This window comes from Neobacillus kokaensis, assembly GCF_014656545.1.
GTDB lineage: Bacteria > Bacillota > Bacilli > Bacillales > Cytobacillaceae > Neobacillus > Neobacillus kokaensis.
Genome location: NZ_BNDS01000003.1, coordinates 284,142 through 299,378, shown reverse-complemented (window position 1 = coordinate 299,378; position 15,237 = coordinate 284,142). Strand labels below are relative to the sequence as shown.

The 15,237-nt window shown below is 40.3% G+C and carries 18 protein-coding genes and 1 pseudogene; 6 read left to right on the top strand and 13 right to left on the bottom strand.

The window, feature by feature from the left end; genetic code table 11:
• Positions 1 to 5 precede the first annotated feature (5 nt).
• Complete coding sequence (locus IE222_RS05955; RefSeq protein WP_191270692.1) at positions 6 to 332, bottom strand: YuzD family protein; 327 nt, start codon at positions 330 to 332, stop codon at positions 6 to 8.
• A gap of 146 nt (positions 333 to 478) precedes the next feature.
• Between IE222_RS05955 and IE222_RS05950 the strand changes: the two genes are divergently transcribed.
• The gene (locus IE222_RS05950; RefSeq protein WP_066386774.1) at positions 479 to 715 is read left to right on the top strand and encodes a NifU family protein; all 237 of its coding nucleotides are present in this window, start codon (positions 479 to 481) and stop codon (positions 713 to 715) included.
• 46 nt (positions 716 to 761) lie between these two features.
• Here the strand turns inward: IE222_RS05950 and IE222_RS05945 are convergent, their stop codons facing one another.
• Positions 762 to 1,742, bottom strand: coding sequence for a 2-hydroxyacid dehydrogenase (locus IE222_RS05945; RefSeq protein ID WP_191270690.1), 981 nt, complete (start codon positions 1,740 to 1,742; stop codon positions 762 to 764).
• Between the two features lie 59 nt (positions 1,743 to 1,801).
• Positions 1,802 to 2,812: a spore coat putative kinase YutH gene (gene yutH, locus IE222_RS05940; protein ID WP_191270688.1), complete on the bottom strand. Its 1,011-nt coding sequence runs from the start codon at positions 2,810 to 2,812 to the stop codon at positions 1,802 to 1,804.
• 195 nt (positions 2,813 to 3,007) lie between these two features.
• Here yutH and IE222_RS05935 point away from each other — a divergent pair, with 195 nt between their 5' ends.
• Positions 3,008 to 3,517, top strand: coding sequence for a phosphatidylglycerophosphatase A family protein (locus tag IE222_RS05935; RefSeq protein WP_191270686.1), 510 nt, complete (start codon positions 3,008 to 3,010; stop codon positions 3,515 to 3,517).
• A gap of 45 nt (positions 3,518 to 3,562) precedes the next feature.
• On the opposite strand, the gene IE222_RS05930 is transcribed toward IE222_RS05935, so the two are convergent.
• Together IE222_RS05930 and IE222_RS05925 are read right to left on the bottom strand one after the other, a co-directional pair.
• Complete coding sequence (locus tag IE222_RS05930) at positions 3,563 to 4,327, bottom strand: TIGR01457 family HAD-type hydrolase (RefSeq protein WP_191270684.1); 765 nt, start codon at positions 4,325 to 4,327, stop codon at positions 3,563 to 3,565.
• Between the two features lie 201 nt (positions 4,328 to 4,528).
• Positions 4,529 to 4,966, bottom strand: coding sequence for a DUF86 domain-containing protein (locus IE222_RS05925; RefSeq protein ID WP_191270682.1), 438 nt, complete (start codon positions 4,964 to 4,966; stop codon positions 4,529 to 4,531).
• A 173-nt stretch (positions 4,967 to 5,139) separates the two neighbouring features.
• On the opposite strand from IE222_RS05925, the gene IE222_RS05920 reads away from it, so the two are divergent.
• Entirely contained in the window at positions 5,140 to 5,406 is a 267-nt protein-coding gene (locus IE222_RS05920; protein ID WP_191270680.1) for a DUF3055 domain-containing protein, read from the top strand.
• 62 nt (positions 5,407 to 5,468) lie between these two features.
• Positions 5,469 to 5,765 carry a cytosolic protein gene (locus IE222_RS05915; RefSeq protein ID WP_191270678.1) on the top strand — a complete coding sequence of 99 codons (297 nt, stop codon included), beginning with the start codon at positions 5,469 to 5,471 and terminating at the stop codon, positions 5,763 to 5,765.
• Positions 5,766 to 5,822: 57 nt separating this feature from the next.
• On the opposite strand, the gene IE222_RS05910 is transcribed toward IE222_RS05915, so the two are convergent.
• A complete protein-coding gene (locus IE222_RS05910) occupies positions 5,823 to 6,098 on the bottom strand; it encodes a YutD family protein (protein ID WP_191270676.1) in 276 nt (91 codons plus the stop codon).
• 118 nt (positions 6,099 to 6,216) lie between these two features.
• On the opposite strand from IE222_RS05910, the gene IE222_RS05905 reads away from it, so the two are divergent.
• On the top strand, positions 6,217 to 6,849 hold the full coding sequence (locus IE222_RS05905; RefSeq protein ID WP_191270675.1) for a YhcN/YlaJ family sporulation lipoprotein: 633 nt from the start codon (positions 6,217 to 6,219) through the stop codon (positions 6,847 to 6,849).
• A 53-nt stretch (positions 6,850 to 6,902) separates the two neighbouring features.
• Here IE222_RS05905 and lipA read toward each other — a convergent pair.
• Positions 6,903 to 7,823, bottom strand: a pseudogene (gene lipA, locus IE222_RS05900) (lipoyl synthase); the annotation flags it as partial.
• 160 nt (positions 7,824 to 7,983) lie between these two features.
• Here lipA and IE222_RS05895 point away from each other — a divergent pair.
• Positions 7,984 to 8,985 (top strand): M23 family metallopeptidase, encoded by a 1,002-nt coding sequence (locus IE222_RS05895; protein ID WP_223282590.1) that lies wholly within the window; start codon positions 7,984 to 7,986, stop codon positions 8,983 to 8,985.
• A gap of 23 nt (positions 8,986 to 9,008) precedes the next feature.
• On the opposite strand, the gene yunB is transcribed toward IE222_RS05895, so the two are convergent.
• From yunB to sufB, 6 genes are all read right to left on the bottom strand, one after another.
• A complete protein-coding gene (gene yunB, locus IE222_RS05890; RefSeq protein WP_223282589.1) occupies positions 9,009 to 9,827 on the bottom strand; it encodes a sporulation protein YunB in 819 nt (272 codons plus the stop codon).
• Positions 9,828 to 9,948: 121 nt separating this feature from the next.
• On the bottom strand, positions 9,949 to 10,251 hold the full coding sequence (locus IE222_RS05885) for a YunC family protein (protein ID WP_191270671.1): 303 nt from the start codon (positions 10,249 to 10,251) through the stop codon (positions 9,949 to 9,951).
• Between the two features lie 70 nt (positions 10,252 to 10,321).
• A complete protein-coding gene (locus IE222_RS05880; protein ID WP_191270669.1) occupies positions 10,322 to 11,668 on the bottom strand; it encodes a bifunctional metallophosphatase/5'-nucleotidase in 1,347 nt (448 codons plus the stop codon).
• A gap of 7 nt (positions 11,669 to 11,675) precedes the next feature.
• Positions 11,676 to 12,497, bottom strand: coding sequence for a sulfite exporter TauE/SafE family protein (locus IE222_RS05875; RefSeq protein ID WP_191270667.1), 822 nt, complete (start codon positions 12,495 to 12,497; stop codon positions 11,676 to 11,678).
• A gap of 56 nt (positions 12,498 to 12,553) precedes the next feature.
• Positions 12,554 to 13,399, bottom strand: coding sequence for a DUF72 domain-containing protein (locus tag IE222_RS05870; protein WP_191270665.1), 846 nt, complete (start codon positions 13,397 to 13,399; stop codon positions 12,554 to 12,556).
• 413 nt (positions 13,400 to 13,812) lie between these two features.
• Entirely contained in the window at positions 13,813 to 15,210 is a 1,398-nt protein-coding gene (sufB, locus tag IE222_RS05865; protein ID WP_191270663.1) for a Fe-S cluster assembly protein SufB, read from the bottom strand.
• Positions 15,211 to 15,237 lie beyond the last annotated feature (27 nt).

Here is a 15,237-nt window from a genome sequence, read left to right as displayed (position 1 = left end):
TTTCATTATTCTGCTTTATAGCCGTATTTCTCAAGTTCGGCAAAAATAGTTTTAAGGCGTGGGTTGCCTTCGCCTACCACTTTTTCCTTTATAACAACTACCGGATAAAACATATCCTCTTCTATGACCCTTTTAGCAAATTCACCTTTTTCATTGTCTTCCGGAGGCTGATAAATATCAACATAACTCATTTTAAATGGCTGTTCCGGAAACTTCCTAGCGATTGCCGCTCCCAGCCATTCATATGTTTCCTTCGAAGACGGAAGGTTCACACAGCTTGGACATAATTGCTCAGCACCATAAAGAACAATTTCAACCATTGTAAAGTCCATAAAATCATTCCTAACGTTTTTCTTTTATTTTACTATATTCCTAGGGTAAACTTAAGAAAATACTTTTTAGGTAAGCGTCCAATTTCTGATAATGGATTTTTATTGCTAGTAACAGTATAATATTATTAGGAAAGGAGTCGAGTAAAATGTCAGAACAAGAAATGTTTGAACAGGTTTCAGAAGTATTAGATAAATTACGCCCATTTCTTCTTCGCGATGGCGGAGATTGTGAATTAGTTGATGTTGAAGATGGTATTGTGAAACTGCGCTTGTTAGGTGCATGCGGGTCCTGCCCTAGCTCAACAATCACACTTAAAGCAGGTATTGAAAGGGCACTCTTGGAAGAAGTTCCTGGCGTAGTCGAAGTAGAGCAAGTATTTTAATTTAAATGATTAAAGCGATTGCTGCAGGTAAGCAATCGCTTTTTCTTTAGGAAGGCTTCCAATCTTTATTGACCAATGTTTTAGGGGGACTTCCCATTAAAATGGCCTCGATATTCTCGACGCAGAGTGTCATCATAGCCGTTCTCGTTTCAATTGTAGCACTTCCGATATGTGGCAGTGCAATAACATTCTTCAGCTTTAACAATGGGTGCTCCCTGCCGATTGGTTCTTTTTCAAAAACATCAAGCCCTGCACCGGCGATCTCACCTAACGTCAATGCCTCATATAAATCCTGCTCATTCACCACCGGGCCGCGGGATGCATTGATAAAAATGGCTGTTTTCTTCATTTTTCTAAAAACTTCGATGGTAAACAAGTTCTTCGTTTCTGATGTTAACGGCGTCAAGCAGACAATAAAATCCGCCTGTGCCACAAGCTCGTTAAAAGCGGTATAAACAGCCCCAAGCCTTTGTTCGACTTCTGGTTTAGGAGAGCGATTATAATACAGTATATTCATATCAAAGCCAGCTGCCCTCTTGGCAACCGCTTCACCTATTTTTCCCATCCCTACAATTCCAATGGTTTTATGGTGGATATCCTGACCGGCTAAAAGATACGGACTCCAGCTTTTCCATTTATCATCCTTCACAAATTGTGCTGCTTCTTCCATTCTCCGAGCTGTTGCCATCAATAACGCAAAGGTTAAATCAGCCGTAGAATCCGTCAATACATCCGGTGTATTACAAACCGCAATGCCATACTTGCTGGCCGCCTTAAGGTCGACATTATCATAACCGACAGCCATATTGGCAACAACCTTTAATCTTTCTCCAGCTGAGAGAAGACTTTCATCAACCGGATCAGTCAGCATGGTTAATAATGCATCCGCCTTCCTTGCCTCAGCCAGTAATACATCCTTTGGAACTGGTATGTCTTCGGAATCCCACATATTTACAATAAATTGCTGTTTGAGTGGTTCAATTACCGCTTCTGGAAGCTTCCTTGTTATATAAGCGTATGGTCTCATCCTATATCCCTTTCTATATCCCTATTTTGTCCATTTTACCATACGCTTCCTGTCAATGGTTAATGATACAGCCACTCTAGCTGAGGCAGATTGATTCGATTAATGGGGGCTCCGCTAATTTGAAAAAATCCGGCCAAAAACCGTTCATTTTCTGATGACTGCCTAATGATTTTACTTAGACTGTCCTCTAATACTTTTTTCTCCTGTTCTGAATGGGTGGTATAATAATTCTCAATGCAGTCAAAATAATGTAACGGAAAAATCAGCCTCGCATAAAGAAGCCTCCATGAAAAAGGTGACAACGGTGCAATACTTTGGTATTCGGCAAAAAATTGCTTTAATTCCACATCATATGTTTGGTTATTACGAAAATACCTCTCCCTTGTCCACTCAGCCAAATCACGGCTTCGATGGTCAAAAACCCAATCAAATGGATTTTTGATAATATAAGTACCTCCCCACGTGTTTAAGGCAAAACGTTCATGACAAACGGTGCCGCTGTCTATTTCTAACGGTTCATCATCAAGCTCCGTGTCCACTAAATATTGTATGGCATTCTCAGTTAATCCCATATAATAAGGGAACGATTCAATAAACATCCTTTCAAATTCATCTTCTGGGGTTTGAAACAACAACCCATTCCATACCTTTTCCATCTGTTCAAGGCGTTTTTCCCATAGTACCTTCCATTGCCCAATTCTACTGGACCGTTCAATTTGAAACGGCACCCTTCTTCCCCGCTCGTGAAATTTCGCCAGCTTTCGGCCTAATTTTGTCTGTCGCTGCTGTCGTTCAACCTCTCTAACGGCTAATACACAACAGTTTTGTTGTTCCCAATTAATTATAAGTTTCCCATCCTTTGCTGGCATGATAATAGGTACATGTTGGTCACCGTGCCCTCTGAGATGCTGGGAGAGGCTGCTCAATTCCTTTACATCTTCCTCTTCACGTCCTCGTGGATTGGCAATAATATAAACCCAGCCATCCCTTTTGAAGGCATCAAAAGTATTAATTTTAATTTGTTCTTTTGCCACAATACCATAATGGGTCTCTAACATTTTATATAACAATTTGTTTCACCTCTTCTTTCCACTCTCTTCTAAATTCATGTATATGTTTTTCCTATACAAAACTTGTTGCCTTCTTGATTTTTAAAATTAATGGCTAATGAGGGTATTTTAGTTGATTGTTTTTCATGAAATTGCATATTATAAACTAATAGAGTATAGGATTAGCTAAAAAATACAGAAAAGGTGATAAAAGGGATGGCGGAAAACAAGCAAATTAATCTAACAGAAGAAACTGCCCGCAGATGGCTGAAGGAAAGAGGCGTCAAAATCCAGGATATTGCGGAATTAGTGTTTTATTTGCAGGAAAAGTATCATGAAAACTTACAAATGGAAGATTGTATTTCCAATGTAGAACGTGTACTGTCAAAACGTGAGGTTCAAAATGCGATTATTACTGGAATTCAGCTTGATATGCTGGCGGAAAAAAGAATGCTTGAAGAACCCCTGCAAACAATTATTGGAACGGATGAAAGCTTATACGGTGTAGATGAAATTCTTGCCTTTTCAATTGTCAATGTTTATGGATCAATTGGATTTACGAATTACGGGTATATTGATAAACAAAAGCCTGGAATATTGGCTCGTTTAAATGATAAATCAACTGGGGAATGTCATACATTTCTAGATGATATTGTCGGGGCTATTGCTGCCGCTGCATCTAGCAGGCTCGCTCACAGGGCAGCAGGAGTCGATCGGAAGGACTAAAAAGAAACAGGATGTGGTGTGTTTAACCCCATCCTGTTTTTTGTTTTAAAATGCCCATTCGTCTAAGGAGTCTATTGTATATGTTGGCTTGCGGCTATATCCTGATAATAGCTCTTTCGTTGTTATTCCTGTGTGAACTAATAGTGTATCCATTCCTGCGTTTATTCCAGCTAAAATATCGGTATCGTAATTATCCCCGACCATCAGCGTTTCTTCCTTTGTCGTCCCTAGAACCTTCAACGCCTGATCCACTATAATTGATTCAGGTTTGCCAATGAAAATAGGTTTTGTTTGTGTAGAAACGGAGATGACAGCGGTTAACGATCCATTTCCTGGCATCAGACCTCTTTCAGTTGGAATCGCAATATCCCCATTCGTAGAAATAAATGTCGCTCCATTTCTTACCGCTAAACAAGCAATAGCCAGCTTTTCGTAGCTAATTGAATGGTCAATTCCCATTGCAACAAAATCAGCATGTTCTTCAGCAGAATGAAATCCTTTTTCTGTTATAGCCTTCTTTAATCCATCCTCCCCAATGACATACACTGTGGCATCTTGTTTTTGATCATATATGTAATTAGCAGTAGCCTGGCTGGTTGTAAAAACGAGCTTTTCTTCAGCAGGTATATCAAATTGAAGCAGCTTATCCGCAACCTGTGCCGGTGTCCGCGATGAATTATTGGTAACAAATAAATAAGGAATTCCCTTTTTCTTTAACCTTTTCACAAAATCAGAAGCAGCCTCAATCCGTTCAGATCCTCGATACATCGTCCCATCTAGATCAATTAAATACCCTTTATATTCTTTCAAACAAAATCACCCCTATTAGAAATGCGTAAGCGCTGCGGCGTATGGCCTGGAATCTCTCCAACTGAGATAAAGGAAACACGAAGAGCCGGAGGCGCATTCGTGCTTGACTTATCGTAGGGCGGAGAGCGAAGGAAACCAGCTGCTAAGGCGCTGAAGCTAGACAGTTCTCAAAGTAGAAATAGACCGTAAAATACGGTCCAATTAGTTTTTGAATGCTGAAACTGGCCCTAGTTCATTTTCTAGGTAGTCTCGTACATTTACCGCAAATATAGATAGGGCTGGAAGATGTTTCGTAAACTGCTCCAATAGTGTATGATAATCAATTTCTGTATAAAATTGAACAAGTGATTTACGAAACCCAATTAGATGTTTCAACGCTTCCCCTGTTTCTGAAGAAATGACCTTTTCATCCATTAGGATATCAATAATATCATCGTAGCTTCCCGGGTCACGCATAATAAATCCGTCAATCATGCTATTGCCAACGTCCAAAACAGACTCCACGCACATTTGCGTCACGCGTTCTAAGGCCGCTTTTTCCAACGGAGTCTCCCACTCTTCTCTGCTTGAAAAAAGCCGAATTTGTCCTTCTAAATACTGTAATATGGTTTCAATTTTTTCACGGTCAACAAAATACATTTTGCTACACTTCCTTATCCATTCTAGCTATATTGTAACATAATATGACAATGTTCGTATTTCCTGAACCTATTTTTGTCCCATTTTCCGATTGTATTAATATTCCCATTATCCTTCATTTTTTGTTACTATTAGGAGGATGTGAAAAAAGTGTACAAAGGAGACATTCACGTATGACAGAACGTTTTTTTCTATATGATGATAAGGAAAATACCACAACGAGATTTATAAGCTTTGTTGGAGAACACCAGCGGTTTGATTTGGCAATCATTCAAACAGGGCGTCATTATGGAAAGCACCTTGTACTTGATATGCAGGGAAACCGCTTTGCCATTATCGGACAAGATGATTTAGAGGAGGAAGGCTATTTAGAATTTGCCTTTCAATTAAATGAAGCAGATGCTGAGGAATTGCGTTCATTTTTAATGGAAATTGTCTAAGTTTTATTCGCACACATGTTTTTCTTTCTCCTTGCAATAATAATGGAAAAGGAGTGAAAGACATGACTGACAAAGATACTGAGAGAGAATATTTTGATCTTTCTAATGTTGAGAAACAGCGGAATTATCTAACAGCAGAAGAATTTCCCGACGGACCATTAGGGTCACCGATCAGACAAAACGAGCCTGTCCAGCTAAAGAGCACGCCATGGAAGGAAGGACAGCGGCGCTACAGTGCCTTTAATTATGAGAATAAATCACTACACCAGGATCTGCCAAGGCAAATGGAAGGGGCTCACCCTCCCCATGATGATCCTAAAACAGACGAACAGCCGCCGTACGATGAGATACACCAATAAAACCAAACAAGGGTGTCAGGCACCATGTGAATAAATCACATGGTGCCTGACACCCTTTTACTTTTTCACCTTTTTTAACACAAAATAAGCACAGCCGAAATTACAGTATTCAAATAGGTACTCACTTAGTGTACTGATTTTCGTATCAAAGGTTGCTTTTTGATTTTGGTCATCGAAGAATCCTTTTAGACGCAGTTGTCCATAACCCCAGTCTCCCACAATGTAATCATACCTGGATAAAATATCGCTATACCTTGCTTTCAAGGCATCTTCATTAAAACCGTTCCGATATTCCTGGACAAGCTCATATGTAGTGTTATTAATCGTCACCATGCTATTTCACCTCTAATTTTGCCACCCCTAGTCTACTTCCCATTATAACCGATAAACCATCAATTACTAAGAAAAAAAAATTTGCATTTGGTAATTCTAATAAAAGGAGGTGTTTGATTTGAAAAAAATCGCTATCACACTTGGCTTGTGTGCTATTACTGCACTAACAGGCTGTCAAAAGGATATGGGAAACCGTGATGTATATGAGGAGTCCGGCAATACCATCAATGTCAATAATAAACGGCATGAATTATATCGTGAAGGCGCTGGACAGGGAATCCGCAATGTAAGTAATGACTACGGTTTCGTTCGTCATCAAAAGAGTCCGGTGATGAATGATAATACAACGAATGATCATCGGACTGCCATCGACCGTGAACAGTTAGCCCATCTTATCAGTAAATACAGTGTGAATCTTCCGAATGTTAATGATGCTGCGACACTTGTTACCGATAAAGAAGTCTTAGTGGCTTATGATACTGATTCGAAAGATCGCAATATGACGGCAGACCAAGTAAAAAGAACAGCAATGTCCGTTGTCCCAAGGTATTTTCATGTCTATGTCACTGATAATAAGACATTAATTCAAGATGTTGAAAATCTTGCAAGCCTTGATTCTACAAATCGTAAAGCCCGGGATCAGGTGAATTATGTAATCAATAAAATGAAGAAATCCCCACAAGGAAACATCGTTAACACCGGTGAGGACGCTAACGGGCTATCGAAAGAAGACCGTGGAAGGATGCAATAAGCTAAACAAGAAAAGGAGTTCAGACCGTTTATTCGGTCCGAACTCCTTTCTTTTTAAGCTTCCTGTGCACTCTGTTCTCCAAGCATTTGTTTATGCTTCGCAGCAGCATTTACCTGTTCATCAGCATGATATGAGGAACGCACAAGCGGTCCTGCTTCACAATGGTTAAAGCCCTTGCTCATTGCAATTTCCCGCAGTTCATTAAATTCTTCAGGACTGTAATATTTTTGTACTTTTAAGTGTGATTTTGTTGGCTGTAAGTATTGTCCAATCGTCATAATATTTACATGATTAGCCCGCAGATCATCCATAACTTGAATAATTTCTTCCTTTGTTTCACCAAGACCAATCATCAAACTTGATTTCGTTGGAATACTCGGCTCCATTTCTTTTGCCCGGCGTAGGAATTCAAGTGAGCGGTCATATTGAGCACGTGCACGAACTCTTGGCGTTAAACGTTTTACTGTCTCAATATTATGGTTTAAAATATCCGGTTTTGCATCCATTAATGTCTTTAAGTTTTCTTCCTTACCTCCCATATCAGATGGAAGGACCTCAATGCTTGTAAACGGATTTTTCCGACGGATTGCACGAACGGTTTCTGCAAAAACGGCTGCCCCGCCATCTTTTAAATCATCACGGGCAACCGCAGTGACAACAACATGTTTAAGATTCATTAATTGAACAGAATCAGCGACTCTTTCCGGCTCTGCCCAGTCTAATTCTGTCGGCAAACCCGTTTTAACCGCACAAAAACGACATGCACGCGTGCATGTGTCCCCCAGAATCATGAAGGTAGCTGTCCGGCGGGCTCCCCAGCATTCATGAATATTCGGGCAGCGAGCTTCTTCACAAACAGTATGTAAGTTTTTTTCACGCATTAATTTTTTTAATCCTGTGTAGGATTCATTCGTGTTTAATTTTATTTTTAACCATTCCGGTTTCCTGAGAACTTCTTCCTTTTTGCTCATTTTCGTCCCCCTATTTTTTAAAAAATAAGTGCCTCTGTTGTCACTTTAACATACTCTCACCCGGAACGACAAGCAAGCTTATCACTTACCATTTATTAGCGATAATGAAATTTCTTATAATTCATAAACTAAACTTGTACTTTAATCGGAAGGAGAGATTCCTTTGCGAGTTGCTCTAATTATCAGTGCCATTCTATTATGTTTCACAACTGTCTCCCCCGGTAAAGGGGTTCATGCCAAAGAGACTGCTCCTACTCCATATCAAGATCGAATGCGGCTTTACGAGAAGGTCGAAGCGGTTACTCAAGTCCCTTGGTACTATTTAGCCGCTATTGATCAATACGAGAGAAATATTCGCCTTGTGCGCCGTGATTTGCCTAAACCTGATGGATTACTCGGGATTTATTTTCGTCCCGAGGTATGGGCAGGAGCAGCAAATCCAAATCCGTCAGAGGAAAACCCAGCAATTATTCAATTTTTTAACGGAATCGGAGTTGATGGGAATGGTGACGGAAAGGCCAGTTTAAAAAGCGATGAAGATGTCTTGTATACCATGGCCAATTATCTGCTTTCTTACGGAGTCGATCATGACAATATTAAAATTGGTTTATGGAACTATTATAAACATGATCGTACCGTCGGAAGCATTGCGACCTATGCAAAACTATACCGACATTTTGGCAGGCTTGATTTAGACAAGCGCGTATTCCCAGTTCCTTTGTATAGCAACCACAGCTATCGCAGCACATGGGGCGACAGGCGCGGCTGGGGCGGCCGGCGGATTCATGAGGGAACCGATATTTTTGCTAACTATGGCGTTCCTGTAAGAGCCACATGCTACGGGGTTGTGGAAATAAAAGGATGGAATAAGTTTGGCGGCTGGAGAATTGGAATACGTGATATTAATAATACGTACCATTACTTTGCACATCTCAGCGGTTTTGCTAAAGACATCCATGTCGGTCAAATTGTCGAGCCGGGAATGGTAATCGGCGGTGTAGGAAGCACTGGCTATGGACCACCGGGAACTTCAGGAAAGTTCCCGCCTCATTTGCATTATGGCATGTATAAGGATAATGGGAAAACCGAATGGTCTTTTGACCCTTACCCACACTTAGCAAGATGGAAACAGCTTGAAAGGATCGAATTAAGAAAGAAAAAATAGGACTGTCCATGTGGATAGTCCTTTTAATTATTAGATTCCATTGATTCCGTTTTCTTCTTGGATTTTTTGTCTGCTTTTTCCTCCATGGGAACCTGCACTGACGGTATTAATCCGCCGCCGCTATTATAAAATTGCGGAACCTCACCTTCCACCAGTGTACTGCCAACAGGAATACTTTGCTTTAATTTCGTAATATCAGTAGCAAACGGTGTGATAATTTGAACAGAAACTTCAATTTCTACAGATACCTCTATCCAAGTATTATTAATTCCCATTTCTTTTGTTTTAATTTTTACATCCGGTTCTACCTCACCAACTGCTTGGAATTCCACAGGAATTTTTGGACCTAAATTACCTAATAAAGCAATATTCGTTGCCCTGCCTAATGGGACATACCAGAGGATTGCATTATTAGTTGATGAATCTTCCGTCTCTATTTCCACATCTGTAAGCTGCTCTAAGGAGGCGAGTTTTCCCTGTTTAGCTGCTCTGATGTTTTTTTGAATTTGTGCCGTTGTTTCCGCCAATACCCGATTAATCAAATCCGTATTGAGCTGGGCATTTTGACCTGCTCCATTTTTTCCCGCTGTTACGATAATGACATCATTACTTTCTCCGACATTCGTTGTTCGTTTGGTGATGGCTCTATTGATCACGATAGAAGCGATATTTCGCGTTTCAGATTCAGCATAACGCATTAATGTTGGTTCAATCCCTCTATTGACAAGTAATACCCCAATAGCTGTTGACAACAGAAAAAAAACGAATGATAGCAGCATGACATATCGGAATGGCAGCGCTCCCCGCCGCAGACGTCTTTTACGAAATTTAGCCAGAATCATCACCCCTTCTTGCTATGTGTATGCTAAAAAAAGGTGAACTAGCCCAAAAACTTGGCACCTTACTCTGCATTGCTTTTCACTTCAATCAACATAAAAAGCCTGCTTATTTAAGCAAGCTTTTTTATATCATTTTGAGCAAGGCGTCCCTGCCAATCATTCCTCTATGGATCCCTAGTTCTTCTGCTTCCATTGTTACTGACTCAAGCGGTGCATCTAACAGCTGCTCAATCGTACGCACCCCGACTGCCCTGCCGGCAATAATTTTTCTGTCCTTAAGCTTATCATTTAACAAACCGACATCCAAGGCACCGCACATGATATAGCCTTTATCACTCGTTATTGCTAGCAAGGTTGTTTTTGGAAGCAATACAGAAACCGCCAAAAATGTATGGCCATTAATTTCAATTGGTGATAAATCAATCAAAGGGTTTCACACTCCTTTCCCTACTAACACACTATGTCAGTAAAGGAAAATCGTGTCTTAGGCATAAAGACTAGTTTTGCAGCTTCCACTTTAAAATATCACGGAGGAATTCTGGAAGAAGATACTTTTTCTGCTTATGCAGTAATATTTCCTTAAAAAAATGACCAAAGGTAAACATATCAGGAAGAGCTAAAGTATAAGTCTTAGTTGAATCTAATTTCTTATTATTAACAAAAATGCTGCCAGAATGAAACTGAATTCCATCATAAACAAAGACCCCTAACACAGTCCCTCTGAAGCCCAGACCTTTAATTTGGCGGTGATGCAACGTTTCGTTCATGGATTCAGCTAATATCTTAGCTAGTTCCTCTCCTGTTAGTTCCACTACACTTGGATTGATTGGATGAGGACAAATGGACAACAAATCGTACTCAGTAACATCGCCTGATAGTGGCCCTAATAACAGCCCGGCATTGATCATCGCACAATCTGTTCCGCTCCATTCTCTAACTGCCTTACATAATAACTGTGAGAATTCAGTCGCCTGAAAGAGGCTGCTCTCCAATGGTTTATCCAATGTTGTTACTTTACTTTGGAGCATCTTTTTACCAGATTCGAGAAATAACTGAATCTGTTCGATTTCATTCTCTACGATAGGAAGTGACTCAAAATCATAGAGGACAGCCTTTTTGTTTTGAATCGTTTTTTGCTGATTAACATCTAATGTAATATGACCGACATAGTAACCAAACTTTCCTGCGGCTCCAATCAGAGAATGATTGCTAAGTTTTCCTTTTTCGAACATGTGATGGGTATGAGCTCCCAATATCACATCCAATTCTGGGAATTCATCGGCCATTCGTTCATCATCGGGAAGGCCAAGATGCGAAAGCAGGATGATAATATCTGCTTGTTCCTTCAGATGTACAATCCACTTTTTCAACTCTGTAAAAGGATCTGTACATTTCCAGCCAAGCAAATCATAAAGATGTGAAAAGTTTGCCGTCAGCCCAATGACGCCGAGTTTTGTTCCGGCTTTTGTTTGATATATTTTATATGGCTGTGCCCATTCCGGAACTTCTCCATTTTTATGATAAAAATTAGCCAGCAGCACATCAAATTGAGCATTATCATACAAATGATTCAATGCAACATGCGGGAGATTTACCCCCTCATTATTCCCGATCGTTATGGCCGTATATTGGCTTTCATTTAGGAGATGGATATTTTCTCTCCCCATTGTGGCATCTGTTAAGGGATGCCAGCGGTCGATAAAATCACCGATATCAAAGAGGAAAACCTCTTCATTTGCTTGAATATGCTGTTCTCTTTTTTGTTTTAAAAATTGCTGGATTCTCGGCCACTGTTCTAAATGGCTATGAACATCATTTGTATGATAAAGATGAATTTTTTCCATATTAACACTACCCTATAATTCCTTGATAGATGAGTCGTATACCGACAACAACCAAAATGATTCGTATAATCAAAACAATCGTTTTGCTCTTAAGCTTTGTATTTAAGTATACCCCAACTTTCGCTCCAACCCATGCACCAGGGACTAATGCTAATGCATAGAGCCAATTTACATTCCCTAATGTAATATGTGTGATTGAGCTAAGAATAGATGTGGGTAAAATCATAAACATTGATGTTGCCGTAGCCACATGCGGCGGGAAGAAAAATAATAGAATCATCGTTGGAACCATTAAAGATCCGCCGCCAATACCAAAAATACCGGACAAAAAGCCAACAATAAAAGAAATGAAAACACCTAGAATGGGATTAAAACCATATTCAAAGGTCTTGCCGCTGTTATCTGTAAAGCTGCGAACAATCCCCTTTTCTTTCTTGAACGGAAGAGGCTTTAATTTTTCTTTTACTACCATGACAAGGGAGACAAGTAGAATAAAAATACCGAAATAAATACTAAAAGAGTGCAAATTTAATTTTTCCGTTACCCAAGCACCAAGAATACTGCCTGGACCACTTCCAATAAGGAAAATCAACCCACTTTTATAATCGACCGTTTTATGCTTCATGTAGGCTAATGTTGAGGATAGCCCTGTAAAAATCATGGTGAACAGCGATGTCCCTACCACTACCTGCGGGGTAAGATGACTGAATGTCGCCAAGGTAGATAAATATAGCAGGGCAGGAACGACTATAATTCCCCCTCCCATACCAATAAGCGATCCTAAGGAACTCGCTGCAATTCCAACTAAAACCAATACTATCCATTCCATATTTTCACCTTTCTATAGTCTAAGTTGAGGGTTTCTTGCTGTTCGGCATACCATTGTTAAAATAAATCAAGCTGCCTCGGTGCAAGTCCTTCGTATTCAATATGTAGAAGCTCCATCATCTGCTTCGCATTATCAGCTGCATCGCCGCCTGAATTATTGTTAAACAGAAGATACACATCTTTAGTCGATTCCGCTAATGTACGGACGTGAGCACCCCATTCCGCTAGTTCCTGCTCGTTATAGCGATAAAGGTAGCGAACCTCCCGCCAATTCTCAGCATTCCGTTTCTGCCAGCCGTAAACATTCCTTCCATGAAACCGAACGAGCACTTTTTCGAAAGATGTTGTTTCTAGAACTGTTGGAATCGAACCCTCGCCAGATTGAGGCTCATCACATATACTATGGATCCATTGTTCCTCTTTCATAAAGCTTAAGGTTTGCTGCCGGTACTTCGGTATAAACCATGATTGATGGCGGAACTCAAGCGCACAAGGAATGTCGTTCATTTCCTTCTTACACCATCTTAAATAATTGACATTTTCTTTTCGTAAATCAAACCACGGCGGAAATTGAAACAATACCATTGCTAATTTATCAGTTTGGATATATGGTTCGAGGGATTCTTTAAATGCCTGAAACATTTCCTGGTTCGATGCAAACGGGATTTCCCCGCGCTGGTGCCCAGTCATCCCTTGATAGGCTTTCACAATAAATTGGAAGGATTCAGGCGTTTCATTGACCCATTTTAAGCCATTTCTCTGCGGCTGAATCGCATAAAATGCGGTATCCACTTCGACAATTGGAAAATGGCCAGCATATTCCTTCAGCTTAACCCGGGATGAAGTTAGATTGGGATATAAGCTGTCATGGTCTCCCCATCCTGTAACACCAATGTAGATCAATAAACTCACCTCCATTTATTAATAATAGCATAACCGTTTTTTAAAAAAGGAGTTTTTTACTTATTAAAAGAGTGTGCGACAGTTGGAGATGTTTACCCTACAATTAAAAAGGGGGAGCCGACAGTTGGAGATGCTTTCTCGACAATTAAAAAGGCGTATCCGACAGTTGGAAATGCTTTCTCGACAATTAAAAAGGCGTATCCGACAGTTGGAGATGCTTACCCGAAAAAGGGGAGCCGACAGTTGGAGGTGCTTACCCGACAATTAAAAAGGCGTATCCGACAGTTGGAGGTGCTTTCTCGACAATTAAAAAGGGGTATCGAACAGTTGGAGGTGCTTACCCGATAATAATGGGGCATCCATACAAAAACCCGCCTGCCGATGCTCGGCAAGCGGGTTTAATTTCAAAAATATTAACCAATAGAACCTTCCATTTCGAACTTGATCAGACGGTTCATTTCAACAGCGTATTCCATTGGAAGTTCTTTTGTAAATGGCTCGATGAAGCCCATTACAATCATTTCAGTAGCTTCCTGCTCAGAGATACCACGGCTCATTAAATAGAAGAGCTGCTCTTCTGAAACCTTGGATACCTTCGCTTCGTGCTCAAGTGAGATGTTGTTATTCAACACTTCGTTGTATGGAATCGTATCCGAAGTAGATTGATTATCCATAATCAACGTATCGCATTCGATATTAGAGCGAGCGCCGTCTGCTTTACGGCCAAAATGTACCAAGCCGCGATAGTTTACACTTCCGCCATGCTTAGAAATGGACTTCGAAACAATTGTCGAAGATGTGTTAGGTGCTAAGTGAATCATCTTAGAACCTGTATCCTGGACTTGACCTTTACCAGCAATCGCAATTGATAAAGTCATGCCGCGGGCACCTTCACCCTTCAAGATAACAGCCGGATATTTCATCGTTAATTTAGAACCAATGTTACCGTCAACCCATTCCATTGTTGCATTTGCTTCGCAGACAGTACGCTTCGTTACTAGATTATAAACGTTGTTAGCCCAGTTTTGAATCGTTGTATAACGGCAGTAGCCGCCTTTTTTAACGATGATTTCAACAACCGCACTATGAAGGGAATTTGTTGTATAAACTGGTGCTGTACAGCCTTCTACATAGTGCACGCTTGCGCCTTCATCAACGATAATTAAAGTTCTTTCAAATTGTCCCATGTTTTCAGAGTTGATTCGGAAATACGCCTGTAATGGAGTATCTACCTTCACGCCTGGCGGAACATAGATAAAAGAGCCGCCGGACCATACTGCAGAGTTTAGCGCTGCAAATTTATTATCAGTTGGCGGAATTACTTTTGCCCAGTGCTCCCGGAAAATATCTTCATTTTCTTTTAGAGCAGAATCTGTATCTTTAAAGACGATACCTAATTCTTCGAGGTCTTCCTTCATGTTGTGGTAAACAACTTCAGATTCATACTGAGCAGAAACACCAGCAAGATACTTCTGTTCTGCTTCTGGAATACCTAATTTATCAAAGGTTGCTTTAATTTCTTCTGGTACTTCATCCCATGATTTCTCTGACTTCTCAGATGGTTTAACATAATACGTAATTTCGTCAAAGTTTAAAGAATTTAAATCTCCGCCCCATTGCGGCATTGGCTTGCTGTAGAAGATATCAAGTGATTTTAAGCGGAAATCAAGCATCCACTGTGGTTCATTCTTCATCTTTGAAATCTCTTCAACAATCTCACGTGTCAGACCACGTTTTGACCGGAATATGGAAACGTCTTTATCGGCAAAACCGTATTTATAATCACCGATTTCAGGCATCTTTTTTGCCATCGTCGTATTCCTCCTTCATAAACGGAT